This window comes from Ligilactobacillus murinus (assembly GCF_003288115.1).
Classification (GTDB): Bacteria; Bacillota; Bacilli; order Lactobacillales; family Lactobacillaceae; genus Ligilactobacillus; species Ligilactobacillus murinus.
Map to the genome: position 1 here is coordinate 2,054,481 of NZ_CP023565.1, position 25,864 is coordinate 2,080,344.

A 25,864-nucleotide genomic window follows, 5' to 3' on the forward strand; every position below is an offset into this window, starting at 1 on the left:
ATGTTATTATATCAATAAGGGAGGTGAAATCAAATGAAATCAATGGCGAAAATGAAATATCATTATGGCCTAAAAATGCGCTGCTATCCTAGTGACCAACAAAAGCAGTTGATTAAAATCAACAGTGACGCTAGTCGCTTTATCTATAACGAAATGGTTGCGATCAATAAGGAACTGATGCAGCTTCGCAGAGTTAAGCTACCGATTGACATAGTTCGGGATCGTATTAAGCAACTAACTATGCGCCAAAACGCTAAGCAAATGTCTAATCACTATCAATTCTTAGAAGATAAACGAATTGATAGTTTGACGAAAGCTAATGCCATTCAGAACTATCGGAAAGCTTGGAATGCTTTTCGGAAGGTTCACACCGCTGGTGTTCCTAAGTTTCATCGAAAGAATTATCGCTGGCGTTATCAAACCAATTGTCAATACCCAGGGCAAAAGACTGCGTTGCTAACTAACGGTACAGTCTGTTTTCTAGATAATAGCCATGTCAAAGTCCCTAAAATCGGACTGTTACGTGTTGCCGGTTCGCAAGCACGGCTTTTGAAAAGAATATGCGAGACTAGAATTGGTACTGTGACGTTGACTAAAGATTCAGCGGATCGCTTCTTCTTATCAATGCAGTTAGCTTCAGATGAATCTTTTGTTAAAGTGGCCAAAGCTACTCATGGGCATGTTGGAATTGATCTTAATACTGATAACTTCTTAACCGACAGTGGAGGTAACATAGTTCCTAATCCACGATATTATCGCACTATTAAAGGTAAATTAGCCAAAGAACAGCGCATTTTATCTAGACGGCAACAACGTGCAAAAAAAGAACATCGTTCTTTACGCGATAGTAAAAATTACCAAAAGCAACGCTTGCTAGTTGCCAAACTTCATGCCAAAGTAATGAACCAAAGACATAATTTTCTCCAACAAATCTCTACTGCATTAATCAAGAACCACGATTTAGTAGTAGCCGAAGAGTTGCGTAGCAAGAATATGCTTAAAAATCATGCTTTAGCACTTAGTATTTCTGACGTTGGTTGGCGAACATTTCTTGGCATGTTGGCTTATAAAGCAAAGCTTTATGGGCGTCAATTTATCACAATCAATCCAAGAAACACTACCCAAACATGTTGCGATTGTGGCTTTGTGATGGGCACTAATGGGACGGACAAACTAACGTTAGATGACCGAAAATGGACTTGTCCTAACTGTGGTATTCACCATATTCGTGACTGGAACGCAGCTAAAAATATTCTTGATAAGGGAATAGCTAAACTAGCTTAGCTTATCTGTCCCTATGGCAACCTGGGGACATAAAAGGCGTTGGTAATTAGACGACCGCTGTTTGATTACAATTTCGGTTGGTCAAATAAGTTGTCCCTATCTACGCAAATTGTGGTTCGAAATCTGTAAGGATTTTCGGCTCACAAGCCACTGACTTTAGTCAGTGGTGGTTGACAACAAAGGATCACTATTTGGGGAGAAATTTTGACTATGAGTTCTCTTATGGTGAAAAAGCTGTTATTATCCCACGGAATTATGTTTTTGAATTGCGAAAATTACCGGCTTTGAGCAAACACTATGCCATGGTCGGCTTGACGTCTGTTTTTGACGACACGCCTCTTCTTTATGATGCTGTCAACGAGCATGGCTTAGCGATGGCGGGCTTGAACTTTGAAGGCAATGCCGTTTTTTATGACTTTGATCCTGAGATGGATAATGTGACACCATTTGAATTTATCCCATATATTTTAGGTCAATGTAAAAATGTGGCTGAAGCTAAGCAAATGTTGACTAAGACCAACTTGGTCAATGAAGCATTTAGGGCTGATCTACCTTTATCTCCATTGCACTGGATCATCAGTGACAGTGAAGATAATACGATCGTGGTCGAAACTTTAGCTGACGGGATGAAAGTATATGATGATCCAGTTGATGTGATGACTAATAATCCAACGTTTGATAAGCAACTCTTTAATTTGAACAATTATCGAGGTTTATCAGCTAAAACACCCGAAAATACTTTTGATCCGACGTTCGAGTTACCAGCATACAGCCGTGGAATGGGAACTTTAGGTCTTCCAGGTGATTTGACTTCGAGCTCACGTTTTGTCAAAGCAGCTTTTGTTAAAGCACATTCGGTTTGTGAACCAGATGAAAGTTCAAGTGTTAGTCAAGGTTTCCATATCTTAAGTGCGATCGAACAACAACGAGGCTGTTGTGAAGTGAGCGAAGGAAAGTATGAATATACGATTTATTCTGCTTGTTATAACAAAGATAAAGGGATCTTATATTATAAGACGTATGAAGATAGTCAGATCACAGCTTTAGATATGCATAAAGTTGATTTAGAAAGTGATCGTTTCACCCTTTATCCATTGAGTCAAACACAACATTTCAATTACGCTAACTAAAAACTACCGCTAAGGATCGGTATTCATTGTTTAGTTGTTACTTGGCCCTGTAAAGTTTTAAAAATTAGTATTTTCAGGATAAAAAAAGATATCTTCAATTCCAATGTTTAGGATCGAAGATATCTTTTTACTTATGTCACAGTCTCTTTTTTAGTTGGCTTGAGGAAGTTCTAAATAACATTTTGCTAGGTCTAAGATATAACTGATATCTTCGTTTCCCCGTAGCGTACCAAACATGTCGGTAGCATAGACGATCAGTCCTAGGCGCCGACCAGCAGGTAACTGATAATGTGTTGGCTGTAGTGTTACTTCAAGTTGATAGAATTTATCAGCTAAAAGCTCATCATTTCGCCAAAGTTCGGTACGATTTTGCAAATTGATATGGCCTTTACTGATGAGTTTAAAGGGCGTAGCTTTTCCTAGCGTAAACTCAACGAGATCATTTTCGCGCCAATTATAGCCCGCCAAGATCCCCTTAGGTTCAAGGACAGTAGGCGTCTCATTTAGACGTTTAGCTTTACCAAGATCAACGAGCATAAAACTGAGTAGACCGTGATCAGCTGAGCAAGCCATATTCACACTGAGTTTAGGTGCACCACTGATGATCAATGGCTGCTTTAAAGGAGCTGTTTGGAATTTTAAGCGGGCTTTTTCAAGCGGTGAAGCCTCAGAACTAACAAGATCATTTTTCCAAAGGTCAAGCTCTACTTGATATTTAGCGAAAGCCTTAGGTGTCAGTTGATCGTTAAAGCTTAAAGTCCCTGTATCAGAAGTATCAGCTAGCTTTCCTGCTTGTGTCAGCCAAAGTTTAGTTGTAGTCAGTGCTTGCCAAGTAGAATAAGTTTTCCAAGTATCAGGCTCAACGTTATCTTGGATCAAAACGTCAGGCAAAACAGTAGTCGCTTGATTATCGATCCCATAGAGTTTATGTGACAACCAAAGATTCATCATATCGGTAAAATCAAGTGACTGAAAATTATTGATATAAATGTGTTGTCCTTGATGTAAGATCAATTTGGTCTTGACCGGTAGCTCTTGGAGGGCTTGATAGAGATTAAAGACATTCCGCGGTTTAACGTTCCAGTCATTCAAACCATGTACTAAGACAACATCGCATTTGATGTTAGCGACGTTATTTAGATAGTTACGTTCATCCCAAAAGCGATTATAATTTCCAGTCTGGCGGTCTTGACCAGCAAAGAGCAAGTCCAATTGCTTTTGCCATTTGGTAGCAATTTTTTGGTATTGTGCCAGATCTTTACGTCGACTAAAGCATTCTTGGGCTAAAACATCGGCGTCTTCGCCAACATAGCCATCGGGTGAAACAACTAGTCCGCCATCACGATAATAATCATACCAGCTAGAGATTGCTGCTTCGGAAATGATCGTTTCTAAGCCTTCAATCCCAGTAGTTGCAGCGGCCGTGGCTAAAGTTCCGAGATAGGATTTTCCAGTCATTGCAACCTTTTTATTGCACCACCAGGCCTTGATCTCGATATTTTCACTGCGATTGGTGAAGGCACGACGTTTTCCTGTCAACCACTCGATGATGGCAGTCGTTGAGCTAGTTTCTTCTTGCGAGCCACAAGTACGAAAGCCTTCTGAATCGCGCGTTCCGATCCCTGCAGCATAGACGACGCCAAAACCACGTGCCAAGAAGTAGTCATTTAAAGTGTAGCTCAATTCACGATCAAAGGTCTCTTCAGCTCGTGTTGAACGTCCGGCGACTTCACGCTTAGGAGGTAAGTTTGGTGCTTTGGCTTCGAATTTTATATCAGTATAGCTGGTCGTAGTCGGCGTTTTATGTGTTAATTTCGCGGTCGCTGGATGTAACATTTTGGCACCTAAAGAATCATTAGTCCCTTGATTGTAGGGGCTAGCCGTATATAAAACAGGCACTTTGAGGCCGTGCTCTGTATCTTTAGGCCGAATGATCTCAACTTTTAACAGATCCAATTTACCATCGTGATCAGAATCGACAGCGGCTTCGACATAGACGACTTCTCGGATCAGCTTGTCAGTATCAAAGATCGGTTGCGCCTTGCCGTTAAAGAATAGAGGCTTTTTGATCGCAGGTAGCTCATAGAATTTTGTGAAATAGCCCAAGGCAGCTAAGCGATCAAGTAGAGTCTGTCCGTGCTTAGTCTGGGTGCAGAGCAGATCATATAGCGCATTGATCAGGTCGGTGCGATCATTAAGTTGTTGTGCATGGTAAAGTCCAAGTTTATCCATTGAACTAAGTGGATCGTTGATATCAAAATCAGTCTCAGCTTCAAAATCAAGCAATTGCAGTGCTACCAAATAAAAAGTTTTTAAATCCACTGTTTGGCTTTGTTTGAATTCGACGACATCAAGTGTTGGTGTGGCCAAAAGATCGCTCAAGTACGCTTTCTTTGCTGCGGGCGTCTTTAAATGTGGCAAACAAGCAAGGATAAATTGGATCCAGATATGGTTTAAATCATCGTTATGTTGTACATCACAGTTTAAAAAGCCGATCTGATTGAGTTCACGTGCTTTAGTTTTAGCATCGGCAACTAGATGGGCAAATTGGTTGATCTTCATGCTAAAAGCCCCCTTGTAGAGTTGATGTGTCAATTATAGTCGTTTACTCATAGAAATACTAGTGGTGATACTCGAAAAAACATTTCCTATTTGTGAGTAAAAATTATTGCTAAATACGATCAAATAGTGCAAAATTGTATTGTTAAATACTTTAGATAAGGGAGATGAATTCAAGATGAAGAAACGAAATCTCATGGCATTTGTAGGGATCTTATTAGCTGGCGGTATCTTAGCTGGTTGTAGCAACAGTAAGAATAGTAAAAGTAATTCAGATCCACAAGCCATGAAAGCTGCTGTCAGTGATCAAATGGCAACTTTAAATACAGCTAAATATAGTGATATGATCAGTTTAGAAGCGATGGACAACGCTTTTGAAGGCTTATATCGCTTTGATAGCAAGGGTAAACCAGTCTTGGCTGGCGCTCAAAGTGTTTCACATAATGAGGCAAAAGACGTGTATACTTTTAAGTTGCGTAAGGATGCTAAGTGGTCAAACGGTGCTCTTGTAACGGCAAAAGATTATGTATATGCTTGGCAAAATTTGATCGCGCCTGCGACAGCTTCGCCAAACTCACAACGGTTAGATCCGATCAAAAATGCGCAAGCGATCCGTAAGGGTGAAATGCAACCAGATCAATTAGGTGTCAAAGCTTTAGATGATCAAACTTTGCAGGTTGAACTTGAAGCACCGATCAGCTACTTGGATGAGCTTTTGACAGGCGCACCATTCTTCCCTAAAAATGAAAAAGTTGTTACTAAATATGGTGATAAATATGGAACAACTTCTGACAAAACTGTCTATAATGGACCATTTGTTGTTAGTGGTTGGAAAGGAACCAATGATACTTGGAGCTATGTAAAAAACAATAATTATTGGGATAAAAAGAATGTAAAATTGAAACGTGCTGACATCCAAGTGGTCAAAGATACGTCAACAGCAGGAAAATTATTCCAAACAAATAAATTAGATTACACGATCTTAGGCAATGAATTTGCTAAACAATATGCTAATAACCCGGGTTATCATTCTAAGAAGATCCCATTGATCGGTTATTTAGGCTTCAATACGAAACGCGATATTACAGGTAATGTGCATGCCAGAAAGGCGATCGCGCAAGGCTTTGATAAGAAGTTATTGGTGAAAAATGTCTTGAATGCGGGTACACCATTGAACGGGATCGTACCAGCTGATTTTGCATATAACTCCGAAACGGGTAAAGAATACCGCAAACAAGCTGGAGACTTATTACCATATGATAAAAAGGTTGCTCAAAGTGAATGGGAACAAGCTAAAAAAGAATTGGGTCAAAATGAATTGACGCTAGAAGTTTTGACTTCGGACACAAATGAAGCTAAACAAGTCGGAAATTATCTCCAAAGTCAATTGGAGCAAAACTTACCAGGGTTAAAGGTCAATTTACGTGCAATTCCACTTAAATCGCGGTTAGCAGCCACAACGGCTTACGATTACGATGTAGTTTATGGAACATGGCAACCTGACTATGCTGATCCAGTCAACTTTATCAGCGATGGGGGTCAATATCACCTGAATACTGATTATCAAAATCAAGAATTCTGGAACGATCTTGATCAGGCTGCGGGCGAATATGCAAGTCAACCGGCCAAACGTTGGGAGGCTTTGATCGATGCTGAAAAGCATTTGATCAAAGATGACACCTATACGGCACCTGTTTATCAAGGGGCTATGACCTATCTCTTAAGCTCACGGGTCAAGGGCTTGAACATTTCACCATACGGGACAGTGTTATTGTACCGCGATGTTGAACTCAAATAGTGTTTAGGTAAATTTAATAATTTGAAAAAATAGCCGATGTAATAATCATATCGGCTTTTTTTCTAATTGTTGTATAAGTATTTTAGTAGATAGAGGGTTAAATTTTAGTTATAATTAATTTTATTGAATATGCTGTAACTATAGCTATTAGTAGCTTTAAGAGGGGAAGGGAAAATAATAATGGAACATTTAGGAATCCTGTGTCTGGTGCTGTTGTCAACGGCTTTAGCTGGACATTTTAGTCGCCGGATCGGTATGCCAGCTGTAATTGGGCAATTATTAGTTGGTATCATCTTAGGCCCAGCAGTTTTAGGCTGGGTCGTTGAAAATGATTTTGTGCATACTTTTTCCGAGATCGGCGTTATCTTGTTGATGTTTATGGCAGGGCTCGAAAGTGATCTTGGCTTACTCAAGAAGTATTTCAAACCATCGATGTCAGTAGCGGTTTGTGGGATCATGGTCCCAGTAGCTTTGGTCTATATTTTAGGGCGTTTCTTTGATTTTAATAATGAGCAAGCGATCTTTTTAGGGGTCACATTTGCAGCGACCTCAGTCAGCATCTCTGTTGAAGTCCTTAAAGAATTACGTCGCCTTGACTCAAAGGAAGGGACAACGATCTTGGGAGCGGCCGTGATCGATGATATTTTAGCTGTTATCATTTTAAGTGTGTTAGTCAGCATCTTCAGTGATGTGGCTAAGAGTAGCGGTGGTCATGTTCAGTCTAATCTAGCTTTAGGGATCACGTTACAAGTCTTGTATTTTATAGGGATCTATGTGGTCTTCAAGTGGGTGACCCCAACTTTGATGCGGATCGGTGAAAAGATGTCAGTTTCGGCTTCAGTCATCTTGATGTCCTTAGTGATCTGCTTAGGAATGGCTTATTTGGCTGAATTAGTTGGTTTAAGTGGCGTCGTTGGTTCATTTTTCGCTGGGGTCGCAGTAGCTCAAACTGGTTATAAGCGTGAAGTTGAAGAAAGTGTGGAACCGATCGGCTATGCCGTGTTTATTCCGATGTTTTTTGTCAGCATCGGTTTGCATATGACCTTTGAGGGTTTCTTATCAGATCTCGTATTTATCATTCCGTTGACGATCTTGGCTTTGTTGACCAAATGGATCGGCTGTGGTGCTGGAGCCAAAGCTTTAGGAATGGATTGGCATTCGGCTGATATCATTGGGGCCGGGATGGTCTCACGGGGTGAAATGGCATTGATCATTGCGCAAGTAGGGTACAGTGCCAAACTTTTGACGAGTGAATACTATTCAGGTGTGATCATCGTGATCATTTTGACAACGATCATTGCGCCATTCATGTTAAAACAAGCGATCATGCGCCAAAAGAAAACAGCTAAAGGATAATAAAAAATGGACTCACTACAACGATGTAATGAGTCCATTTTTTATGCATATGGCGCTTATTCGTTGATCTTACTGTGTTTGATCCCGTAGCTAAAGTAGATGACCATTCCGACTGCAAACCAGACGAATGCAGCAGTCCAAGTTTCCAAAGAAAGTTGCGCTAACATCACAGCACACAAGATAGCCGAGATGATCGGTAAGACAGGATAAAATGGTACTTTGAAACCATCTTTATTTGGGATATCTTTTCGCTTACGCAATGGTAAGACCCCAAGTGAGACGAACATAAAGGCCAACAATGTCCCGATATTGACTAAGTTTGTCAATTGGTTGAGGGAGAAAAAGCCACCGGTCAAGGCAATGATCACGGTAACGATCAACATACTTTTTTCTGGTGTTTTAGTCTTTTCATTGATCTGACCTAAGAACTTAGGCAAAAGGCCATCACGCCCGATCGAGTAGATCAAACGTGAAGAGCTATAGACCATCGTTACCATCATCGTGAACATTCCCGCCAAAGCGCTGACTGAGATGATTCCTGCGACCCAATTTTGTTTAACAGCATAAAGCGCAAAGGAAACTGGGTCAGCGACGTTTAACTTAGTATAAGAGATCATCCCGGTCAAGACGATCGAAACTAAGATGTAAAGTAACGTGCAGATCGCCAACGTTCCGATGATCCCACGAGGCATATTTTTAGCGGGTTCTTTGACTTCAGCTGCCGAAGAAGCGACCACATCAAAGCCCAGATAAGCAAAAAAGACTTGAGCTGCCCCAACTAGGACACCTTTAGTACCAAAAGGCATGAATGGATCCCAGTTTGCGGGTTTGACATAAAACATTCCAACTAATAGGAATAAGATGATGATCGCGATCTTGATGACAACCACGATCGAATTGATCGTCATTGAAGTCCGTAAGCCCCGTGAAAGCACGTAAGCAATAAATAAAACGATCAACACAGCTGGCAGATTGATAAAAGTCCCATTGGCTGGATCAAAGGGTCCCGTGATCGCTTTAGGTAAGTGGATCCCAAAACCAGCTAATAAAGAATTGAAATAGGCGGAAAAACCAGTTGAGACCGCAGCAACAGACAGCATATACTCTAAGATCAAAGCCCAGCCTAAAAACCAACCGACGATCTCACCGAAGACGACATTACCAAACGAATAGGCACTGCCGGCGATCGGTAAAGCAGAAGAAAATTCAGCGTAACACATTGCAGCCGTCGAACAAACGAGCGCTGCGATCACAAAGGAGATCGTGATCGCTGGCCCACTATGAAGGGCGGCAACAGTTCCAGGCAAGATGAAGATCCCCGTACCGATCACGGCTCCGATCCCCATGGAGATAAGATCTTTAGCACTAAGCGTTTTGTTAAACTTGCCGTCTTCAGCTAAATAACGATCTAAACTTTCTTTTTTGAAGACGCGTTCCTTAATACTCATAGATAAGATACCTCTTTGCATAATATTAATTACTTTATAATAAGGGTTGTATTATTAAATGTCAATTAGTTTTTAATAAAAAGAGGCCACGATCAATTGTGGCCTCAAGGTTGAATATTTTAATTAACTACGATTATAAGCGGATCTTAGCGTCTAATTTCGACAATTCAGAGAGTGCATCTTGAATCGTCACGCCCGTTGCTTCAAATTTAGGGTTATCATTTGAGCGGGCACTGAAAAGTTGGCTTTTCGTATCCAGGGAAATCGAGTAGTTTGCTTTTGAAAATTCGCCAAATTCCATAGTAATACCCCTCCATTAAGTATAGAATAAAGTTGACAGCAATGTTGTATCTAAAAAAATAGATGCAACATCTGTCAACGCTTACAATTTTATAATGGATGCTTTTATTTTGCAAGAAAAAAGGATCAAGTTTAGTTTAAGATAGAGTAATAGGTGATTTTTTTGAAAACATTAGACGGAAATTTATTTATTATTTGTGGTGCTCCTGGTAGTGGCAAGACGACGGTCCAAACGTATTTGACCAAAAATTTAGGATTTACTAAAGTGGTGACTCACACAACACGTCCCAAGCGAAACGGTGAGCAAGATGGTAGCGATTATTATTTTGAAACAAAAGAAACGTTCTTTGATAAACACTATCTAGAGTATGTTACTTACGATGATAATTATTATGGCTCTTCATTTGAAGGCCTTGAGCGTGCTTTAAACCAAACTAAGCGGGCTGTGATCGTTTTAGATACCCAGGGTGTTTTGACTTATTTAGATAAATTGCCAGCAAAGTTACTGACGGTGATTTTTTTAGAATTACCTTCTAAAGCAGTGCAAGTCAAGCGTTTGTATGCGCGCGGTGACAAAAAAGCTAAGATCAAGCAACGACTGGCAAGTAAGGAAGCTAAACGAGATGCGAAGTTACCGGCACAATTGCGTGCTAAGGCCAATGTACTGCAAAATGCAGAACTCCAGCAGACCTATGTTAAACTCGAACAACTCGTAGCTGATATTTTAACGTAAAGCATGGTATCATAGTAAATAGTAATAATTATTCTTTAGGGGGATAGGCTTGATCAATGAAGCACTCAGAGTGTTGCAAAGCCACCATTATCGGATCACCAAGCAAAGACGTAGCTTGTTAGAGTACTTATGTGGTTTTAAAGAACAATATGTCAGTATTACCCAAGTGACTGAGCATATGAAACAGCTTTATCCAGGGATGAGTTATAATACGGTTTACCGGAATCTAAAAGATTTTAGTGAATTAGGCATCATTGAGACCAAGAATAAGCCTACAGGTGCCTGTGTTAAATATCAATGTGATTTTGATCGGTTACACCATCATCACTTCATCTGTCAAAATTGTGGGCGAGTACGTGAGGTCAAGATGTGTCCTTTGGCGATCTTTCAAGATCAATTGGAAGGCTGTGTGATCGAAGGCCACCGATTCGAGCTCTATGGTCTTTGTCCAAAATGTGCTAAGTTACAATAAAATTTAGCAAATCTTTAAACAGCTAGGTCCACAGATGTAGTAGGATTAGAGTAGTAAGAAAAAAATTGGGGGTAATAAAATGGCATATCGTACACCGCCTTTGTTGACACCATTTGCGATCCTGTCGATCGTTTTGGCCTTGGGGGCTACCAATGTGGCGGTCAACAAAGTGACTCATACTTCTGAAGGAAAAGCCGTTGAAAAAGTTTCCTCCAGCAGTGTTAGCTCGATCTCAAGTTCTATAGATAGTGAGCGAGCAAGTAGTAGCGAGCGTGATGACGAGGATAAGAGTTCAAGCTCAGATAAAGTCAGTTCAACTTCAACGACGGATGATGAGGAGACAACAAGCTCAGCAAATAAGACCTCAAGCAGTGTTGAAGACGATACGACACAAGATGATAGTCAAGCACAAAGTTCGGCCACGCGTCAAAGTAGTAGCTCTAGTGCAAAAACTGACCAAACTGAACGTGAGTCGACCAAACAAGATGGCGTACAAAATAATACGCAACCAAATGATAACAATACAACGCAGGATAATAATGCGCAATAGGGGGTAAGAATGTGTTTAGTATTTTAGGGATGATCAATAGTTATATTGGTTATTTTAATATGAATGCTACGCTCAAAAATCGGATCTATACGGTCGTTGGGGGTGTAGGTAATTTCTATTTGCTTTATGTTGCTTACCGCTTTTTTGCGAATGGTTTTATCGTTCGTGGTCTGCTGTTTATCTTAGCTTTCTTAGCGTTACTGTATTTCACATATCTCAATATTTTGTACTTCTTTACGGAAGATCGGGTCTCAAAGCTCGATATCTCGCCTAAAGTTGAAAAAATGTTGGGCGTCAAGATCCCTGATACACGTGCCGCAGAAAATGCTGGAGTAGCCCCAGGTTTTATGCAGACTAATGGGATCTTCAAAGATGAAGAGTTTTTGCCATCAACATTGCGAACAAACCATAAGCAACGTGAGAATTTACAAAAGGTCGTGGCTCAATTAGAGCAGGTCGGGTATCTCCAGCTTGATTTTGGTGGTAAAGATAAAGAGCTTTTTAAAAAGGCTAAAAGTGGTGATCGTTTCTTTGCACTAAATGAACCGGTAGCCTTACCATATTACGAGTTGCGTGAGGTCAATGGTAAATTGTTAGTCTATGGTGGCGTCAATCAGATCGAACGCCAAGAACTCGGCGAAGTGACCCAAGTAGGGCTACTACGAGGGATCGAAGCCTTGAAACGTTATCGCCTTTCTTTAGCAGCTGTCGCTTTGACAGGTGGTCCATATAAGTTTGCGGGCCGGTCAACGATGATGCAAAAAGATGAACCGTATAAACTAGAGATCCAGGTCGCATATCGTCCTAAAGAAGAGGAATTGTCCCGTTTAGGCTCTGAGATCAGAGAAGACATCGAACAAGTAAAAAGAGTCAATGCTGTTGATAAAACTTTACGACGTCGGCGCGATAAATAAAGAAGACTCACTATGATGCGTATTTGCATCACAGTGAGTCTTCTTTATTTACTAGTCAGTGATCTGTGTTTCAAATAACCAGTTAAAGACTTGATCGTTGACCCCAACATAAATATCTTCATGGCCATACTCTGGTAAGATCAAATGTTCTTTTGGTGCTGTGATCTGATTGTAGATCGCAAATTGCGTTGAGGGGAAACAAACTTCATCTTCAAGCCCGGTGATCATTTTGACAGGACATTGGATCCGTTGGGCAAGATTTTTGATATCGATATAGGCCAAAGTTTCCATGAGTTTAGTTTCGGTCTTATGGAAAGGATCGGAGAACTTAAAGTAACGGAAAAGCTCATCATAGGCTTCACTGTGGTTGCCCAGCTCTAAAACCCGCTTAAAGTCACCTAAAAAAGGATAGATCGCGATCGTTTGTTGAATGCGCTGATTTAACGCAGAAGCGACTAACGCCAACGCCCCGCCTTGTGAACTGCCATAGCTATAGAGTTTAGTTTCATCGACTTGAGGTAACTGGGCAACGAGCTCGATCAAACTATAGACATCTAAGTAGATATCCTTGAAGAAAAGGTGTTTCGGTCCTTTTGTCGCCCCTCGAATGACTTGGCCTTTGACGGTGGTCCCATCAAAAGTGGCGTGATCAAGTGAACGCCCTGCTTGACCTCTGACATCCATAGCTACGACACCAGCTTTACCTGCCGTTAAACTTAACAAAGTTGCCCAATCAGGAGATCGTCCCATATAACCGTGGAAATAAAAGATCGTTGGCACGGGTTTTTCACTTTTAGGGAAAAGGCATTTAGCATAGACTTGACCGTGGTTTGTTCCCGGAAAAGTTAAACTATAACATTCAACTTGAGGGATCTTGAAGGCAAGTGGGGTCAATTTTTTAGTGGGGATCTTAAGTGAGGCTAATTGTTGATCCCAAAATTCATGAAAATCATTAGGCGTGGGGAAGGACCCCTGATAATTTTGCATTGCAACTAAACTCATCGTATCTTTCATTATAAATTTAAATTCCTCTCACTTTAATTTTTTACTTTATCCTTGAGCGTGTAGATCGTTAAACCTTGGTTATCTTTGTTATTTCCTGGGAAAAGTAGACTAGCTAGGTAGCCTAAAACAACAGCGGCAGTGAAGGAAACAGTTGCTACTAAAAGAGAAGAGATATGCAAAGAATCAACGTAGAAGGCCAAAAGCACACTTAAAGCAAATCCGATCAAGACTCCGCGTGCATTGGCCCGTTTGGTGAAGATCCCTAGTGCAAAGAGCCCAGCCACAGGGACCCCGAAGAGCCCAGAAACAGTCAAGAAGACGTTCCAAGTATCGGAAGTGTTACCCATCGTGAAGTAAACTGTGATCGTAGTACTGATGACACCAGCGATGATGATCACCAAACGGGCTAAAGTAACGTCTGACATCCCCTTGAATTTATTGTTAAAGAAGCGTTGTTTAAAGTCAGTTACAAAGCAAGCAGAGATCGAGTTCAAACTTGAGGCGATCGTTGATTGTGCCGCCGCAAAGATCCCGGCGATAACAAAACCTGCGATCCCAGCTGGAAGTTGTGTGATGACAAAGTAAGGTACGATCGCACTGGTGTTGAAATCTTTTGGTAAGCTAGCAGCATTTTGGTAGAAGGTGTAGAGGATCGTTCCCATTCCAAAGAACAAGGGGATCGTCAAAATGCCAAGAAAACCAGTTGTCCAAAGTGATTTGATCGTATCTTTCAAAGATTTAGTGGTTTGGTAGCGTTGGACAACGTCTTGACTACCAGTGTATTGATACAGACTATTGACGAACTGACCAACAAAGATCAATGGAACAAAAGCTGCTAGATCATTGATCTTAAAGTCAGCACTGGAGAGGATCTTGTGGTTGCTAGCGGCGGTATGGGCAACAGTCGCAAAGCCACCATCGATCGAGAAGACCCCGATAAAGATGATGAGCAAAGCCCCACCGATCAAAACGAAGGCTTGGATCACGTCGCTCCAGATGACCCCTTCGATCCCACCAAGGAAGGTATAAATGATACACATTATCCCAACACAGGCTGCAACGAGTAAAGGATCGATATCAGTCACTGAAGCGACCGCTAATACAGGTAGGTAAGTTACCACCGCGACCCGTCCGATATGATAAATAATGAATAGCAAACTACTTAAGGCACGGATCAGCGGACTAAAGCGCGCTTCAAGATATTCATAAGCGGTCGTGACTTTTAACTTGCGAAAGAAAGGGACATAATAATGATTTAAGATCGGGATGATCGGGATGATAACTAATGATCCGATCGCATATGACCAGTCTGAGAGAAAGGCCCGCTCAGGCACCGACATGAAAGTGATCGAGCTAAGTGTGGTCGCAAAGATACTGATCCCAGCTGCCCAAGCCGGGATCTTACCGCCAGCTTTGAAGAAAGCATCGGTATCTTTACTTGAACGTTTGGTAAAGTATGCGCCAACTAGTAACATTCCGACTAAATATAAGATAACGACGATCCAGTTTGTCAGTCCAAAACCTACTTTTTCCATAATAAAATTCACCTCGTATTTGAATTTAAACTTCTAATTGTGTGGATCTTTGAATGTAATATTTCAATAACAGTGGTGCGATCAAAGTTGTAATGACGGTAACGACGATCATTGCCGTATAGTGATTTTGATCGATCAGATGGGTGCTTAAGGCAACGTTAGTAACGACCAGCGCCATTTCGCCACGTGAGACCATCCCCGCGCCAACAATGTTTGCAGCGTTGGTAGATAGGCCAAAACATCTTGCTCCCAAACCACAACCGATCTGTTTGCCCAAGATAGCAATGATGATCAAACATGTGATAAATAAGATATCTTTACTCATGCCAACAAAACTGATATTTAACCCGATGCTGACAAAAAAGACGGGGATAAAGACCGCATAGCCGATCGGTTCGATCTTTAAAGCGAGTCGTTCTTTAAAGTTGGTCTCGGAGATCGCCAAACCGGCAAAATAAGCTCCTAAAACATCGCTCATCCCCAGACTGACTGCTAAAAAAGCAAAACCAAAACAAAGGACCAAAGCTGCGGTCGTTTCATTTTCACTTGCATTTAACCGACTAAAAACAGCTAAAAACTTAGGAACGAACCATTTACCTAAGCTAAGAGCAAGAACAAAGAACAATAACATCAAGCCAAGCATCAAGGAGATCGATCGTGGTGAAGTTGCTGTGGTCCCAAAAAGTGAGACACAGATCCCCAGCAAAATAACACAGATAATATCATCAGCCACTGCAGCGCCTAAGATCATGGAGCCTTCGGGACTGTTTAAACGTTGCATCTCGCGTAAGACTTGAACAGTGATACTGACTGAAGTAGCGCTTAAGATCAGTCCTAAAAATATCGCCGTCTTAGCACTAAAGCCAAAAACGTAATAGCACAACAAAAAGGCACTTGCCGTCGGGACGATCACCCCTAAGATCGCCACAGTCAAGGAAGGCTTCCAATAGTGGAGCAAAGCCTTGAGATCACCTTCCAGCCCAGCGATAAACATCAATACGATCACTCCAAGTTCAGCAAAGTAGTGGGTAAAAGTATTGGGGGCTAGGAGGTTCAAGACTGCTGGACCAGCTAGGACTCCGACCAACAACTCACCGATCACACTAGGAAAGTTGAAGATGTTTGATAGATGAGCTCCGAGTTTGGTAAGTAATAAGATGATGACTAATTGGAGCAGATAAGACATCTAAGATCACCTCAGTTTTCCAATAAGCGATTTACCAATTCGACTTGACCAGCCAGTTCGTCTAGGTCAGCAGTCCCATATTCCAAGAAAACGGGGACATCTGTTTTAAGCGCTTTTAGCATCGGTTGCCAATCTGTATCGCCTTTACCTAAGAGAACGGTCTGTTTGGCATGGATATCTTTTAGGTGAAAGACACTGATCTGGTCGCGTAGAGCCAAGAAAGCTTTTGTAGGATCCTCATCGATCCAATACCAGTTGCCTGAATCAAAGGTATAGCCTAGAGGTAGTTTTTCGGTACGATCAAACGCTAGATCTTGGGTGATCGCACTGAGCTTACCGTTAGCATTGGGCTGATTTTCGATCGTCACGTTGACGGGGCTGTTAGCCAAGAGATCGTGGAGTTGCTTTAGCTTAGCGTCACTGAACAATAGATCGATGTGACCAAAGCTGTATTTAAGATTTTTGATCCCGACCTTTTCAGCTAGAGCTAGCTGTTGTTTTAACTTGGGTGCGAAATGATCACCTAAGAATAATTCTTCAGGAACTGAATAGTAGAGCTCCCAATCGTTTTTTTGACAGAGTTTTGCAATTTGTTCTAATTCCCGTACTTTGGTCGCCGGAGCAAAGAATTCGCCCCGCACTTCGATATTGTCGATTGGCCAAGCATCAACGGCTAAAAGGCAGGCTAACTGACTTTTAGAGCGTTCTAACTGGGGTAAAAAGACAGCTGTGTTAAGTGAGACTTGCATTTTATCCACCTCGCTAAGTTGGTAAAAAAGACAAAAACCGCACTAAAAAGGACTTGAAGTAAGCCTTTATCAGTACGGTTGAATTATTTATTTTGAATTGTCGGATTTCTATTACACACAGATCATAGCATAACTAGAAACTAATGTAAACGTTTTATTTTATAAATGGATAGACAGCACCGTAAAGTTGTGCTTTATCCGCTAAAGTAGCGACTTTTAATTTGGTCTGACAAAGCCCTGGTGGGAGGAGCAAAGCTAATTGTTCATTTAGGAGTTGTAATAAATAGTCTTTTTGCTGACAAACAGCGCCCCCGATCACTAGGACCTCAGGATCAAAGAGCAGTAAAATATTGCTCAAGCCTTGAGCGACCTCTTTAGCCCAAGCTTTAAGTAACGATAGATAAGGTTCTTGGCCTGCTTTGGCGAGTTCAAAACCTTCCTTGACACTGATATTAAATGGCGCAAGTTTAGCCTCTAGACTAAGAGTCGACGCGCGTTGTTCAAAATTAGTCTGGGTTTTAGGGCAAAAGAGCGTGTAGCCAAGCGAATTGGCTGTCCCGTGTGCTCCAGAAGTAAGCTGGCCATTGGCTAAATATGCCCCGCCGATCCCAGTTCCTAGAGCTACACAATAAGCGCTTTTGGCATTTTTAGCTGCTCCGAGGACTGCTTCACCTAAAAGGGCGGCATCCACATCATTGACGACAAAAACTGACAGCCCCGTTGTTTCTTCGAGTCGTGCTTTGATCGGGGTCCCTTGATAATCGAGGATCGTTGGGCCGGCATATTGGATACTACCATCTGAGGCCACGATCCCAGCGGTACTGATGCCGATCCCCGCAAGTTCATATTCATGGTTGAACTTTTGACTGAGTTCAAGTAAGGTCTTTAAGATCTGACCATCTTTATTTTTATTAGTCGGCACACTACCGGTTTGTTCTAGCGTAAGTTCAGGTGTGAGCAGTGCATATTTGATCGTTGTGCCACCAACATCAAATGCAAGCAGTGGTTTATTTGGCATAAGACGTCACTTCTTTCGTAAGATTATGTTTGCGTTTTCATGATAGCATTAGAAAATAATTTTCTCAAATCAAAAACTAGAAAAAAATTTTATTTCCGTGTAAACGCTTATCTAGGTAAGGTTATTTGTAATAAATGAAAATAATTACCGTTTTTTAAACTTGAAATAATTTTTATCATAGTTTATGCTGTAGGCGTCGGTTGAATTATCTGGATTTCTATTACATAATAAACAATTGGAGGAACTTTCCTATGAAAAAATTATATGCGGCCCTAATGACGGCTTTTGATGAAAACGGAAACATTGATGAGCAAGGCACACGCGAAATGGTGCGCTACAATATTGACGTCAATCAACTTGATGGGTTATATGTAGGTGGGAGCACGGGTGAGAACTTCATGCTCGGAACAGCTGAAAAGAAGCGCGTGTTTGAGATCGCAATGGATGAAGCTAAGGGCTCAGATATCGATCTGATCGCCCAAGTCGGCTCACCTAACTTACACGAAGCTAAAGAACTAGCTAAATTTGTGACAGAGCTAGGTTATAAGACGATCTCAGCTGTTACACCATTTTACTATAACTTCAATTTTGATGAGATCAAGCATTACTATGATGAGATCGTCAAAGATGTAGATACCAAATTAGTCGTTTATTCGATCCCGGCACTAACAGGGGTCGCACTTTCGTTGGATAATTTTGCTAAACTTTTTGAAAATGAAAAGATCATTGGTGTCAAGTATACGAATGCTGACTTTTATTTGTTAGAACGTTTACGTGAACGTTTCCCAGATAAATTGATCTTGTCAGGCTTTGATGAAATGTTATTGCCAGCTTTAGCATTGGATGTTGATGGTGCGATCGGTTCGACCTTTAATATCAATGCTAAAAAGGCAAAAGCTGAGATCGCAGCTTTTGAAGCAGGTGATATTGCTAAAGCCCGCCAATTACAACATGAAAGTAACGACCTGATCACAGATCTTTTGAACAACGGGATCTATGCAACATTGAAATTGGTCTTTGAAGAATTGGGTGTTCACGCTGGTTATACCCGTGAACCAATGGCTAAAGCTACGCCTGAAGTCAAAGCCGGTGCAAAACGGATCTACGAAAAATATTTCAAGTAAATCGAGGTGAGGATCATGGGAGAGAACTTTTTAGAACAAGTCAAGGGTAAGTTGATCGTATCTTGTCAAGCATTGCCAAACGAACCTTTGCATAGTTCGTTTATCATGTCACGAATGGCTTTAGCGGCTCAGCTGGCAGGTGCTGCTGGGATCAGAGCTAATTCTGTCGTCGATATTCAGGCAATCCAAGATGAAGTTGAATTACCGATAATTGGCTTGAGCAAAGTCGATTATCCCGATTCCTCCGTCTATATTACCCCAACTTTAAAGGAAATGCGTGCGGTTGCAGCTACTGGCGCTCAAGCCGTGGCCTGTGACTTAACACGTCGAAAGCGCCCAAATGGCGAACAAATTGCAGACATTGTAGACCAAATGCGCAACGAATTTCCTGAGACATTGTTGATGGCTGACACCGCGACTTTAGAAGATGTGAAGTTGGCCAATGAATTAGGCTTTGATATTGTCGGAACTACGATGCATGGTTATACGCCTGAAACAGCGGGTAAAAATTTAGCGGATAACGATTTTGCTTATCTCAAGGAGGTCTTGGCGTTATCTGATGCACCAGTGATCGCAGAAGGAAAAGTCGATACTCCTGCGAAAGCTAAGCGATGTTTAGAATTAGGCTGTCATGCAGTCGTAGTCGGTGGAGCGATCACCCGCCCCTTAGAGATCGCTAGTCGATTTGTTCAAGCGATCAATGAATAAATAGTTAATAAGTAGTTTGCTGATGTGATATGCTATAGTCAGTGAACTATTTATTTTTTATGAAGGATCAGGAGTATGAATATTTTAAATGAGTTGGAAAAAATCTATCCTAGCTTACCACGTCAGGAGCGCAAAGTTGCTTTACAGGCTATCCAGGAGCCCAAAAAGATCCAACGTTTGAGCATCAATGAATTAGCTAAGTTAGCGGGAACGAGCAATGCTACGATCACGCGTTTAGTCAAACGACTTGATTGTGCTAATTTTTATGATTTTAAATTACGCCTTGTCAGTGATGAACAACTTGAATCTAAAGAAAGTGAATCAAAGTTGGCGATGCAAGTCCAACGTTTTTATGAAGAAGTTTTGACCCAGACTCGCCAACGGATCGATGAAAAGGTCTTGTTAGAGATCGTAAATAAGATCAGCACATGTCGTCGGATCTATATTTTTGGGTTAGGTAGTTCAGGGTATACGGCTAAAGAATTGACCCAACGCTTGATCCGAATGGGGATCGCGGCTTTTGGTATGACTGAAAGCCATAGTATGTATATCAGTAGTGGGATCGTGGAAAAAGATGACGTGATCTTGGCGCTTTCCGCAACTGGGAACACGGCCGAGGTCAATAGAGCTGCTAAAGCTGGACAAAAGAAAGGGGCGACCTTGATCGCGATCACCGGGATCGAGGATAGTCCGTTATACCAATTAAGTGATCTTGCGCTTTTAGTCAAGAATAGTAATTTTGTGGATAACGCGCGCTTCATTAATTCACAATTTGCGATGACTTATATTGTGGATATCATCACGACACTTCTCTTAGATGAAAAAGATCACCGTACTAAAATGGATCAAACGATCGAATTGATCACCAATAATAAATTTGACAAACACTAATAGCCTAAGAGTCCCGTTGGCAACTACACAAACGGAGCTCTTAGGCTATTTGGGTAAACTACACTCTATCAAAACGTGTGCAACAAAGCAATGCCTAGTGAATAACAAAAAACCAAACCCAATGCCAACCCCGCATTATGTTTGGTTTTCCGTTATTCATACGTCATTACTCGCTTTGCCTTACACTCTATTCTTATAATAATAGATCGGTAGACCACATAAAACGATCACTAAGGAGATCACGACGCCACTTAAGTCAGAAAATAATTCGCTGACTAAGACAAAAGCAGCACCTAAGATCGCTACGATCGGTGTTAAAGGATAAAGTGGCGTTGAAAATGGGCGCTTTGAGCTTGGCGTTGTTTTACGCAATTTGAAGATACCAAAGAAGGTCATCACGTAGAAACAATAGATCGTAAATATACAGATCTCGGTCAAACGATCAGCATCCACAGTCAAGATCATTGCTGAAGCGATAATTGCGACCACAGAGATCGAGACCATTGGGGTGTGCATCTTTTTGTTGAGATAGGCTAATTGCTTTGAAAATGGTAACTCATTGTTTTTAGCCATCGCATACATGATCCGAGGGATGGTCATGACTTTACCATTCATACAGCCAACGATCGAAATGATGATTCCAATGTTTAAGATCTTACCACCGATCTTGCCAAATGCCATTTCCGCAAAGTGTGGAGTAGCATTTTCACCATAGTGAGCGATCATATCAGCCGGCATCGTTTTAAAAATACTGTAGGAAACTAAAACATAGATGACCAATACTGCTGATAAGCCTAAAACGATCGCTAACGGTAGGATCTTTTGTGGATTTTTGATCTCACCACCCATATTAGCGATCAAGATCCAACCGTCATAAGCAAATAATGTTGCTAAAATCGCGACCCCAAAATTGCCCGCCACACTAGCTGATCGTTCAGCTAAAACTTGACCCACTGCATTTTGATCACCAAAGAGCAAACCAAAGATGATGATCGCAGCGATCGGAACTAACTTACAAAGTGTCGTGACGATCTGTAAAGCAGAACCATAACGGTTAGATAAGAAGTTAAAACCAGAGATCAAAATAACCGATAAGACCCCGATAAACGGTGTGTAGCTAGCGGGAAAGCCAAAGAAGGCTTGTAATAAGATCGCTAAGTAAGAACCTAACGCAGCAATAACAGCCGGTCCATAAACGGTGATCTGCATCCAGCCGGATAAAAAGCCCCAGACTTTACCGTAGAGATTGTGCATGTAAATATATAAGCCACCAGTTTGTGGCATTTGCGAGCCGATCTCGGCGATCGTCAACCCACTGGTCAAAGTCAAAACGCCTCCAAAGAACCAAGCAAGTAAAGCCAGGGTCGTTGAATGTGAGTAACTTAAAACAGAAGCTTGTTTAAAGAAGATCCCAGAGCCGATAACGGTCCCGATCACTAAAGCTAACGCGGAAAATAGATCGATCGAACGATCTAAGTGAACTTGCTCATTTTTTTCCATAAATTACCAACCTTTTTATAATATCTAAGATAAAAGTTAGCATATTTTAGATTTTAAAGAAAGTTTATTTTAGAATTTCATATGATTTTTAAGCAAAATCAGTGACAAATTATAAGGAAGTCTGATGCAGATAAAATTTGCTATATTCGATCATATTTATGAAAAATAGGCGCATTCTTGCTTTTATATAAAGAAGAAATGCGTCTATTTTTTAGTTGAGTTGATATTTAGTTAAACGACCCGCCAAAGCCGGAGCGACTTCAGCTTTGATCTTAGTACCATCAGCGAGATACTCAGTTTCAAGCACGGTTGCCTTTTGATTGAGTTCTTCAACGATGTTTCCTTTGGCATATGGGATGAGATATTCATGGATCTGATAGTCTTTGAAGAGCTCTTGCTTCAATAGTTCAGCTAGCACTTTTAACGATTCATCATCTTGAGCACTGAAGGTCAATTCTTTGCCGGCTAAGCTAGGGTAGCTGACAGCAAGTTTATCGGCTTTGTTGAAAACATAAAGCATCGGGATGTCAGTTACACCGATCTCGGTCAAAGTTTTTTCGGTCGTTTCGATCATCGCTTGATAGTGCTCATCGGAAAGATCAACGACTTGGACTAAGAGATCAGCGTTGGCAGCTTCGGCTAAAGTTGTGCGAAAGGCTTTGATCAACTGATGTGGCAGCTTGGAGACAAAACCGACCGTATCACTTAACAAGATCTCTTTGTTGTCAGCAAAATGGAGCCGACGGACCGATGTGTCTAAAGTAGCAAAGAGCATATTTTTTTCAAAGACTTCTTTGTTTTTTGTTTCACCAAATAGCCGGAGAAGTCCGTTTAAGGTAGTCGATTTACCAGCATTGGTGTAACCGACTAATGCGGCCGTCTTGATCTCCGAGCGTTGCCGTTGTTTGCGGCGGGTCTGATGTTCTTTGTCGATCGTTTTGAGTTCTTTATTTAAAGCACTGATCTTTTTTTCGATCACTCGGCGATTCAATTCGCGCTTAGTTTCCCCCGCCCCACGGTTGGTATAGCCACCACCAGCATTTCCAGCGGTCTGCTGGTCGAGCTTATCGGCAAGTCCAGTATGCAAACGGGGTAATTGGTATTGTAGTTTAGCCACTTGAACTTGGAGCTTGGCCTCTTTAGTCTTGGCTCGCGCTGCAAAGATCTCTAAGATCAAGGCTGTACGATCTAAAATGCGCATTTCAGTGATATTTTCTAAGTTTCGGATCTGCGTGGGAGTCAATTCGTCGTTTAAGATCAAGATCTGACTGTCGGTCACCGCACCGGCTGTTTTGATCTCTTCGGCTTTACCTTTGCCTAGATAGGTAGCTGCGATCGGGCGTTCAAGTTTTTGTTTGAACTGGCGGGTGACTTCCATATTGGCAGCCTCGGCTAGAGAAGCGAGTTCTGCCATCGCATAATCAAAATTTTCTTGTTCATTTTCGATACCCGCAATGATAACTGGTGTCATATAAAGTTCCCCCTTTATCAAGTGATATTACTAAAATTATACCACTGTCCTAGTAAATTAGTTGGTTCAAGATCTAAATGAGAAAATACTTTTTTGAATTCAGTTTTAGTTAATTGCACATTCCGAATTATTCTGCTGCCAATTTAGGGCTAAACGAAAATATTTCCGAATTACAAAAAAAAATTTAGACAAAAATTAGCCAAAATAAAGGGGAAACTCGTTGATATATCAACTTTTTTGAATAAAATATAATTTTATATATATATATATTTATACGTTTTGAATTAGAATAAATGCTTGATTTTAATATTAATATCATATATTATTTAAGTCAAAAGTTATTAAAGTAGGATGTAATTTAGAGGCATTAAGCAATTATTAAGGAGTTGTGAATCTATGAAATTAGCTAAATTAGCCAAAGCGGGCGCCGTTGTGGCGTTGTCAGCTGTTTTCCTTGCCGCTTGTGGCAAGAGCTCAAATGATAGTGCTAGCGGCAAGCAAGTACTTAACTGGAGCGAAAAATCAGAGTTACCAACGATGGATCTCTCCAAAGCGACAGATCATGTTAGTTTTGATCAGTTGAACAATGCGATGGAAGGTTTGTATCGTTTAGGGAAAAATTCGAAAGTCGAACCAGGGGTCGCTAAAAAAACAACGGTCTCAGATGATGGGATGACATATACATTTGAGCTACGTAAAGATGCTAAGTGGTCAAACGGCGACAACGTTACTGCAAAAGACTTTGTGTATTCTTGGCAAAGAACAGTTGATCCTAAGACGGCTTCCCAATACGCTTTCTTATTTGACGGGATCGAAAATGCCAAAGCGATCACGGATGGCGAAAAACCAGTTACTGAATTAGGGGTCAAGGCTGAAGGCGATCATAAGTTAGTCGTTAAACTTGAAAAAACAGTTCCTTACTTCAAGTTATTGATGGGCTTCCCAGCTTTCTTCCCACAAAACCAAAAAGTGGTCGAAAAATATGGTGATAAGTACGGAACAAATTCAAAGGCAATGGTCTACAATGGACCATTTAAACTTGAAGGCTGGACAGGTTCTAACCTCAAGTGGACATTGGCTAAGAATGACAAGTACTGGGATAAGAAGAAAGTTAAGCTTGATGCGATCAACTACACAGTTAATAAACAAGACCAAACAGCATATAACCTCTACCAATCAGGTAAGATCGATGCTACAGCTTTAGGGGCTGAACAAGCTAAGCAGCTCAAGGGTAAAACTGGTTACTTAGAAAGAAAAGAACCAGCAGTCTTCTACCTACAATTCAACCAAACAAAAGCTGAATTCCAAAACAAAAAGATCCGTCAAGCCCTCGCTAAGTCAGTTGACCGTGAACAATATGTCAAGCAAGTTTTAGCAGGTGCGTCTGTGCCGGCTAAGGGCTTTGTGGCTAGTGGTCTTGCTGAACGTGACGGTAAAGATTTTGCTACCGTTTCTGAAGTCAAGAGTGCCGTTGATTACAACGAAAAAGAAGCTAAGAAGCTCTTTGATGAAGGCTTAAAAGAATTAGGCCGTGATAAACTTGAATTCCAGATCTTAAGTGATGATACCGATGCTGGTAAGAAGACGACTGAATTCTTGCAAAGTGCCATGACAGAAACATTTGGGACTGATAAAGTCAAGATCACAGTTTCAAACGTACCATTCAAGACACGTTTAGCACGCTCTGATTCCGGTGACTTTGATGTTGTAATGACAGCTTGGAGTGCTGATTTCGCTGATCCGATCTCCTTCCTTGAGTTGATGACATCTGATAACGCCCAAAATGATGGTAAGTGGAAAAATGAAGAATATGATCGCTTGATCGATGCTTCTAAGAATGCTGACGTAAATGATCCTGCTAAGCGTTGGGATGACATGGTCAAAGCAGAAAAGATCTTGATGGAAGATCAAGGGGTTGCGCCGATCTATCAACGTTCACAACCATGGATGGTCAAACCATCTGTTAAGAATATCATCTACAACGGTGCCGGTGTAAACTATAACTTTAAAGAAACTTACATTTCAGGCAACTAATTTAGTTGACGTTGAAAAGTTTCAGACTTAAAATAATTTAAAATATCGAACAACGCAGGATATTTATCCTGCGTTGTTTAGCAAAAAGACATCTCAGAA

Annotated in this window: 22 protein-coding genes; 12 read left to right on the forward strand and 10 right to left on the reverse strand. The window is 41.2% G+C overall.

Annotation, left to right across the window (positions count from 1 at the left end; all coding sequences use genetic code 11):
* The first annotated feature begins 33 nt into the window (after window positions 1-33).
* Together CPS94_RS10000 and bsh are read left to right on the forward strand one after the other, a co-directional pair.
* Window positions 34-1,284: an RNA-guided endonuclease InsQ/TnpB family protein gene (locus CPS94_RS10000; RefSeq protein WP_004050805.1), complete on the forward strand. Its 1,251-nt coding sequence runs from the start codon at window positions 34-36 to the stop codon at window positions 1,282-1,284.
* A 170-nt stretch (window positions 1,285-1,454) separates the two neighbouring features.
* Window positions 1,455-2,414 (forward strand): choloylglycine hydrolase, encoded by a 960-nt coding sequence (gene bsh / locus CPS94_RS10005; RefSeq protein WP_039936405.1) that lies wholly within the window; start codon window positions 1,455-1,457, stop codon window positions 2,412-2,414.
* Between the two features lie 150 nt (window positions 2,415-2,564).
* Here bsh and CPS94_RS10010 read toward each other — a convergent pair whose 3' ends face one another.
* Window positions 2,565-4,976 (reverse strand): Xaa-Pro dipeptidyl-peptidase, encoded by a 2,412-nt coding sequence (locus tag CPS94_RS10010; RefSeq protein WP_004050849.1) that lies wholly within the window; start codon window positions 4,974-4,976, stop codon window positions 2,565-2,567.
* 175 nt (window positions 4,977-5,151) lie between these two features.
* Between CPS94_RS10010 and CPS94_RS10015 the strand changes: the two genes are divergently transcribed.
* Window positions 5,152-6,771, forward strand: coding sequence for a peptide ABC transporter substrate-binding protein (locus tag CPS94_RS10015; RefSeq protein WP_112194145.1), 1,620 nt, complete (start codon window positions 5,152-5,154; stop codon window positions 6,769-6,771).
* A 180-nt stretch (window positions 6,772-6,951) separates the two neighbouring features.
* Window positions 6,952-8,127 (forward strand): cation:proton antiporter, encoded by a 1,176-nt coding sequence (locus CPS94_RS10020; protein ID WP_039936402.1) that lies wholly within the window; start codon window positions 6,952-6,954, stop codon window positions 8,125-8,127.
* Between the two features lie 56 nt (window positions 8,128-8,183).
* Here CPS94_RS10020 and CPS94_RS10025 read toward each other — a convergent pair whose 3' ends face one another.
* Together CPS94_RS10025 and CPS94_RS11445 are read right to left on the reverse strand one after the other, a co-directional pair.
* Window positions 8,184-9,575 carry an APC family permease gene (locus CPS94_RS10025; protein ID WP_004050846.1) on the reverse strand — a complete coding sequence of 464 codons (1,392 nt, stop codon included), beginning with the start codon at window positions 9,573-9,575 and terminating at the stop codon, window positions 8,184-8,186.
* A 133-nt stretch (window positions 9,576-9,708) separates the two neighbouring features.
* Window positions 9,709-9,876 (reverse strand): hypothetical protein, encoded by a 168-nt coding sequence (locus CPS94_RS11445; protein ID WP_004050845.1) that lies wholly within the window; start codon window positions 9,874-9,876, stop codon window positions 9,709-9,711.
* A 153-nt stretch (window positions 9,877-10,029) separates the two neighbouring features.
* Between CPS94_RS11445 and CPS94_RS10030 the strand changes: the two genes are divergently transcribed.
* The 4 genes from CPS94_RS10030 to CPS94_RS10045 all read left to right on the forward strand — a co-directional run bounded on the left by CPS94_RS10030 (window position 10,030) and on the right by CPS94_RS10045 (window position 12,544).
* The gene (locus tag CPS94_RS10030) at window positions 10,030-10,608 is read left to right on the forward strand and encodes a guanylate kinase (RefSeq protein WP_004050844.1); all 579 of its coding nucleotides are present in this window, start codon (window positions 10,030-10,032) and stop codon (window positions 10,606-10,608) included.
* Window positions 10,609-10,657: 49 nt separating this feature from the next.
* The gene (locus CPS94_RS10035; protein ID WP_004050843.1) at window positions 10,658-11,080 is read left to right on the forward strand and encodes a Fur family transcriptional regulator; all 423 of its coding nucleotides are present in this window, start codon (window positions 10,658-10,660) and stop codon (window positions 11,078-11,080) included.
* Between the two features lie 79 nt (window positions 11,081-11,159).
* Window positions 11,160-11,630, forward strand: coding sequence for a hypothetical protein (locus CPS94_RS10040; RefSeq protein ID WP_004050842.1), 471 nt, complete (start codon window positions 11,160-11,162; stop codon window positions 11,628-11,630).
* A gap of 11 nt (window positions 11,631-11,641) precedes the next feature.
* Window positions 11,642-12,544, forward strand: a complete 903-nt coding sequence (locus tag CPS94_RS10045) for a DUF6681 family protein (protein WP_004050841.1) — start codon at window positions 11,642-11,644, stop codon at window positions 12,542-12,544.
* A 51-nt stretch (window positions 12,545-12,595) separates the two neighbouring features.
* On the opposite strand, the gene CPS94_RS10050 is transcribed toward CPS94_RS10045, so the two are convergent.
* The 5 genes from CPS94_RS10050 to CPS94_RS10070 form a co-directional block, all read right to left on the reverse strand.
* Window positions 12,596-13,558, reverse strand: a complete 963-nt coding sequence (locus CPS94_RS10050) for an acetylxylan esterase (protein WP_004050840.1) — start codon at window positions 13,556-13,558, stop codon at window positions 12,596-12,598.
* A 23-nt stretch (window positions 13,559-13,581) separates the two neighbouring features.
* Window positions 13,582-15,084, reverse strand: a complete 1,503-nt coding sequence (locus tag CPS94_RS10055; protein ID WP_004050837.1) for a sodium:solute symporter — start codon at window positions 15,082-15,084, stop codon at window positions 13,582-13,584.
* A 25-nt stretch (window positions 15,085-15,109) separates the two neighbouring features.
* A complete protein-coding gene (locus tag CPS94_RS10060; protein ID WP_004050836.1) occupies window positions 15,110-16,270 on the reverse strand; it encodes a cation:proton antiporter in 1,161 nt (386 codons plus the stop codon).
* Between the two features lie 11 nt (window positions 16,271-16,281).
* Window positions 16,282-17,019: a sugar phosphate isomerase/epimerase family protein gene (locus CPS94_RS10065; RefSeq protein WP_004050835.1), complete on the reverse strand. Its 738-nt coding sequence runs from the start codon at window positions 17,017-17,019 to the stop codon at window positions 16,282-16,284.
* Between the two features lie 154 nt (window positions 17,020-17,173).
* Entirely contained in the window at window positions 17,174-18,037 is an 864-nt protein-coding gene (locus CPS94_RS10070) for an ROK family protein (protein ID WP_004050834.1), read from the reverse strand.
* A gap of 251 nt (window positions 18,038-18,288) precedes the next feature.
* Between CPS94_RS10070 and CPS94_RS10075 the strand changes: the two genes are divergently transcribed.
* The 3 genes from CPS94_RS10075 to CPS94_RS10085 all read left to right on the forward strand — a co-directional run bounded on the left by CPS94_RS10075 (window position 18,289) and on the right by CPS94_RS10085 (window position 20,760).
* Entirely contained in the window at window positions 18,289-19,161 is an 873-nt protein-coding gene (locus CPS94_RS10075; protein ID WP_004050832.1) for an N-acetylneuraminate lyase, read from the forward strand.
* A 15-nt stretch (window positions 19,162-19,176) separates the two neighbouring features.
* Complete coding sequence (locus tag CPS94_RS10080; RefSeq protein ID WP_004050830.1) at window positions 19,177-19,869, forward strand: N-acetylmannosamine-6-phosphate 2-epimerase; 693 nt, start codon at window positions 19,177-19,179, stop codon at window positions 19,867-19,869.
* A gap of 75 nt (window positions 19,870-19,944) precedes the next feature.
* Window positions 19,945-20,760, forward strand: a complete 816-nt coding sequence (locus CPS94_RS10085; protein WP_112194147.1) for a MurR/RpiR family transcriptional regulator — start codon at window positions 19,945-19,947, stop codon at window positions 20,758-20,760.
* 180 nt (window positions 20,761-20,940) lie between these two features.
* On the opposite strand, the gene CPS94_RS10090 is transcribed toward CPS94_RS10085, so the two are convergent.
* Both CPS94_RS10090 and hflX read right to left on the reverse strand, forming a co-directional pair.
* Window positions 20,941-22,260 carry an APC family permease gene (locus tag CPS94_RS10090; protein WP_112194149.1) on the reverse strand — a complete coding sequence of 440 codons (1,320 nt, stop codon included), beginning with the start codon at window positions 22,258-22,260 and terminating at the stop codon, window positions 20,941-20,943.
* Between the two features lie 211 nt (window positions 22,261-22,471).
* Window positions 22,472-23,731, reverse strand: coding sequence for a GTPase HflX (gene hflX, locus CPS94_RS10095; RefSeq protein ID WP_112194151.1), 1,260 nt, complete (start codon window positions 23,729-23,731; stop codon window positions 22,472-22,474).
* Between the two features lie 396 nt (window positions 23,732-24,127).
* On the opposite strand from hflX, the gene CPS94_RS10100 reads away from it, so the two are divergent.
* Window positions 24,128-25,765, forward strand: a complete 1,638-nt coding sequence (locus CPS94_RS10100; RefSeq protein ID WP_004050822.1) for a peptide ABC transporter substrate-binding protein — start codon at window positions 24,128-24,130, stop codon at window positions 25,763-25,765.
* Window positions 25,766-25,864: the final 99 nt, after the last annotated feature.

Coding starts and splice junctions, on each gene's coding strand:
- CPS94_RS10000 (WP_004050805.1), top strand. CDS start 34: ATGAAATCAATGGCGAAAATGAAATATCATTATGGCCTAAAAATGCGC.
- CPS94_RS10010 (WP_004050849.1), bottom strand. CDS start 4,976: ATGAAGATCAACCAATTTGCCCATCTAGTTGCCGATGCTAAAACTAAA.
- CPS94_RS10015 (WP_112194145.1), top strand. CDS start 5,152: ATGAAGAAACGAAATCTCATGGCATTTGTAGGGATCTTATTAGCTGGC.
- CPS94_RS10020 (WP_039936402.1), top strand. CDS start 6,952: ATGGAACATTTAGGAATCCTGTGTCTGGTGCTGTTGTCAACGGCTTTA.
- CPS94_RS10025 (WP_004050846.1), bottom strand. CDS start 9,575: ATGAGTATTAAGGAACGCGTCTTCAAAAAAGAAAGTTTAGATCGTTAT.
- CPS94_RS11445 (WP_004050845.1), bottom strand. CDS start 9,876: ATGGAATTTGGCGAATTTTCAAAAGCAAACTACTCGATTTCCCTGGAT.
- CPS94_RS10040 (WP_004050842.1), top strand. CDS start 11,160: ATGGCATATCGTACACCGCCTTTGTTGACACCATTTGCGATCCTGTCG.
- CPS94_RS10050 (WP_004050840.1), bottom strand. CDS start 13,558: ATGAAAGATACGATGAGTTTAGTTGCAATGCAAAATTATCAGGGGTCC.
- CPS94_RS10055 (WP_004050837.1), bottom strand. CDS start 15,084: ATGGAAAAAGTAGGTTTTGGACTGACAAACTGGATCGTCGTTATCTTA.
- CPS94_RS10060 (WP_004050836.1), bottom strand. CDS start 16,270: ATGTCTTATCTGCTCCAATTAGTCATCATCTTATTACTTACCAAACTC.
- CPS94_RS10065 (WP_004050835.1), bottom strand. CDS start 17,019: ATGCAAGTCTCACTTAACACAGCTGTCTTTTTACCCCAGTTAGAACGC.
- CPS94_RS10070 (WP_004050834.1), bottom strand. CDS start 18,037: ATGCCAAATAAACCACTGCTTGCATTTGATGTTGGTGGCACAACGATC.
- CPS94_RS10075 (WP_004050832.1), top strand. CDS start 18,289: ATGAAAAAATTATATGCGGCCCTAATGACGGCTTTTGATGAAAACGGA.
- CPS94_RS10080 (WP_004050830.1), top strand. CDS start 19,177: ATGGGAGAGAACTTTTTAGAACAAGTCAAGGGTAAGTTGATCGTATCT.
- CPS94_RS10085 (WP_112194147.1), top strand. CDS start 19,945: ATGAATATTTTAAATGAGTTGGAAAAAATCTATCCTAGCTTACCACGT.
- CPS94_RS10090 (WP_112194149.1), bottom strand. CDS start 22,260: ATGGAAAAAAATGAGCAAGTTCACTTAGATCGTTCGATCGATCTATTT.
- hflX (WP_112194151.1), bottom strand. CDS start 23,731: ATGACACCAGTTATCATTGCGGGTATCGAAAATGAACAAGAAAATTTT.
- CPS94_RS10100 (WP_004050822.1), top strand. CDS start 24,128: ATGAAATTAGCTAAATTAGCCAAAGCGGGCGCCGTTGTGGCGTTGTCA.